The following is a 2,621-nucleotide window of genomic DNA, read 5'->3' on the forward strand; positions in this document are numbered from 1 at the left end:
ATTTCCAGAAAATTTGAATTGCTAAAATATCTTTACAACTTTTAAAAATATTGTTATGAAATCTTTATTTACTTTTGAAACTGGTCGGATATCATTCAAATTTTCTCGATATCCCCAGACCTACATATTTATTTGTCTTAATATTAAGGAAAATGATATGAGTACTTCAATTCATCATTTCCAAAATATTTACCACTTTGTTGCTACATTATCTATAATTTGCGCTGGTATTTGGTTCTTTATCACTAATAAATACAAACAAAGAATCCAGTTTGATATTGAGTCTAACTTCATAAGAATAAATGACGAAGAGTCAATTTGTGAAATCCAATTGATAATTGAAAATAAAGGATTTCTAGAATACAAAATATATGATCTTGCTCTCTCTGTAAAAGGGTTACCCGTATGCACCAACGGAGATGTTAAAAAAGACCTTGATTTCACCAGTTCCATTTTTAAAACTAAAAGAATTGTAAATAGCCCAAATTATTATTTTGTTCGCCCTGGTGTAAAGCAAATAATAGTACATAATGTTAAAGTTCATCACAATATTAGGGCAATTAATGTTTTAGGTGGATTTACTTATAAATATAATAAAAAATGGGAAGAAGAATTAATAGAAGAAGAAAAAAGAAAAGGGGCGCTTTGTAAAAAAGAGTTGTACGTGAAGCATAACCACCCTCATAGAGCAGCAAGAATATTTATAGTACCTCAGATGAAGAATAATTAAAAACATTATTACCAGCCGCTTCACTTTATGCCGTTTTTACGGAAAATCAATCAGTGACTCTTTATCAAAACAAGGAGAATAATATGAATCAAGTCAAACGGGTTTTATCATTTCTAATGTTATTACTTGTCATTTTACTGGTTTGCAAAGTATCTTTTGCAGGGGTGATTCTTCATGACCCCACATGGGAAGTCCCGGGTGGATACGTCCAAGTGCCTTTGGGAATATCTCCGGCCCATAGCGGTGGCAAGACATGGGATTATTCGGGCTTTAATTCAAATGCTTATGACGCACTTTATTATGTAATTGGGGACTATGATTACGATTCTGGCCCCCCCGAGGTTTGGACCTTTAACCCGGCAGGCCCTGCCATTGGTACTTCCCTCAATGGCATGACACGACTCCATTATGATACGTTAAACAGCAATTTAAGCGGGGGGAGCATCGCCTGGTCAAATCACATATATATTTATAATGCAGCGACCTTATCCAATCAGATTTACGAGGCCAGATTCATCTTATCTGTTTATGACGGTTCAGGGAATCCTGCTTCTTTAATTGAGGCATCCACACTGACCGGAATGGATGCCCTTGTGGGGGGCACCCATCAAATCATAGGAGATTTCACTGCCAACTGGCAGTTTGAACTGTCCAATATGGGGGTCGGCAACTGGAATGCTGCAATGCTTTTTTTTGACCATTTAAGCACCAACCCTTCAGATTCCCTACAATCCAGCGTGACCAGGGCCTTTTATTTTACCTCGGCCCAGGTTCCCGGTGATTTTGATGCGGACGGTGATGTGGACGGCACAGATATATCCAATTTAATCACCGATGCCAGTTTGCTGGATCTGGAGTTTTTTGCTGGAAATTTCGGCAGGGTGAATTAGCCGGAAGTGATTGAAAAAAAGTATTAAAATGCGTATGTCGACCATCAGTCGCTTTTGGGATTGGCTCAAAAACCGGCAAAATTCTATCTGATACATCCATGAGTCTATTGCTTCGATGGCCTGGTTGTGGGTACGGGGCTGCATATAATTCCTGGTTTGTAGAGCCTGTAGCGTTAACCATATTAAAGGAACACAGGACACCCATCTGAAATAGCATAAAGCCTAACCCCGTACTGTCTCATTTCATTTCAAGAACTCATCTTGTGAAATATATGTTTTTATTCATTGCATTGTTGGGTTCAGGAAGCTTATCCAAGTTGTTCAACTTTATTTTCTGACAACATTAATCAAAAACATTTTCTCATAATGTTTTTTTATAATATATCAAAAATATTTTGAAGAAATATTTTCAAGGTCTGAACACGAATCAGGTTGGTCTCCAATAAAGAATATTCTGGCAGATTCTTCCGGAATCAATTATATTTTCAGTAAAAAGCCTACCCCAGAGGGGCAGGCTTTGGGGTAACCCCTATAAGGGGATAATATGCCTTGCCTCCTGAGGGGGCAAGGTGAGTTGTCTCCCACAGTTAATATTAACTGAACAAATTTGGTTGCTCAGCTTTTTTGTCTCTCCGTTCCTGATGTTTAACATACTTTCGGATCATATCAGAATCCAAACCAACTGTATCCACGTAATATCCTCTCGACCAAAATTTATTACCCCAATAGGGTTTTTGTTTCAATTTCTTAAACTTATTAAAAACTCTAATTGCAGTCCTACCCTTTATCATACCCATATAATCTTATATTGATATTTTGGGTGGTATCATTACCAGAAGATGTACATGGTCAATTTGAACATTCAGCTCTACTATTTTACACCCTTTTTGTTCTGAAAAAGCTCTGATACAATTTTTAACTTCAATACCAATTCTACCACTTAATATTTTATACCTATATTTCGGAACCCAAACAATGTGATACTGGCATTATGTGCACCA

2 protein-coding genes and 1 pseudogene are annotated in these 2,621 nt (G+C 37.0%); 2 read left to right on the forward strand and 1 reads right to left on the reverse strand.

What is annotated here, in order from left to right:
• The first annotated feature begins 157 nt into the window (after window positions 1-157).
• Window positions 158-730 carry a hypothetical protein gene (locus tag K8S13_RS10205; protein ID WP_291462342.1) on the forward strand — a complete coding sequence of 191 codons (573 nt, stop codon included), beginning with the start codon at window positions 158-160 and terminating at the stop codon, window positions 728-730.
• A gap of 83 nt (window positions 731-813) precedes the next feature.
• Window positions 814-1,620, forward strand: a complete 807-nt coding sequence (locus tag K8S13_RS10210; protein ID WP_291462343.1) for a hypothetical protein — start codon at window positions 814-816, stop codon at window positions 1,618-1,620.
• Between the two features lie 593 nt (window positions 1,621-2,213).
• On the opposite strand, the pseudogene tnpA reads toward K8S13_RS10210, so the two are convergent.
• Window positions 2,214-2,597 (reverse strand): annotated as a pseudogene (gene tnpA / locus K8S13_RS10215) (IS200/IS605 family transposase).
• Window positions 2,598-2,621 lie beyond the last annotated feature (24 nt).

This window comes from Desulfobacula sp. (genome assembly GCF_021107415.1).

Excerpts from the sequence above, each read along its gene's own strand:
- K8S13_RS10205 (WP_291462342.1), top strand. The coding sequence starts at position 158 with ATGAGTACTTCAATTCATCATTTCCAAAATATTTACCACTTTGTTGCT.
- K8S13_RS10210 (WP_291462343.1), top strand. The coding sequence starts at position 814 with ATGAATCAAGTCAAACGGGTTTTATCATTTCTAATGTTATTACTTGTC.